At 61.2% G+C, this 583-nt stretch carries 1 protein-coding gene; it reads right to left on the bottom strand.

Translation table 11 applies throughout. The annotated features are described in order from the left end of the window. A partial coding sequence (locus tag J1M86_RS23185; protein WP_206511540.1) for an AMP-binding protein occupies positions 1-583 on the bottom strand: 583 nt, incomplete at both ends.

Here is a 583-nt window from a genome sequence, read left to right as displayed (position 1 = left end):
AGCCCGCGGTGGGTGACCACAACACCCTTCGGCACACCCGTCGAACCGGACGTGTAAATCAAGTACGCCGCATCATCGAGCGACGGAACAGGCAACACAACAGAATCCAGATCAGCTGCAGCAGAATCCGATTCGCCGTCCAACAACAGCCACTGCACACCCGCACCAGCCTCGGAAAGCACCGAGACGTACTCCGAGACGGTCACACCCACCACAACACCGGAATCGGAAAGCATATGCGCCACACGATCGATCGGATACGACGGATCCACCGGCAAGAACGCAGCACCGGACTTCGCCACCGCCCACACCGCAACAACCGACTCCACCGAACGACGCAACCCCAACGCCACGAACGAACCCACACCCACACCACGCGAGGCCAACAACCCAGCCAACTCCGACGAACGAGCATCCAACTCGCCATACGAAACCGACACATCACCCGCCACCAACGCCACAGCATCGACACCAGCAACAGCAACCGCCGAAGCAAACACCTCCGACAACAACCGACCCGCCACCGACACACCACCACGCACCGGCACCAACACCGCACGCTCGGCCTCCGACAACAACTCGA

The sequence above is a fragment of the Rhodococcus sp. KRD197 genome (assembly GCF_017168235.1).
In the GTDB taxonomy this organism is placed as follows: Bacteria; Actinomycetota; Actinomycetes; order Mycobacteriales; family Mycobacteriaceae; genus Rhodococcoides.
This window is presented reverse-complemented; position numbering and strand designations above follow the sequence as displayed.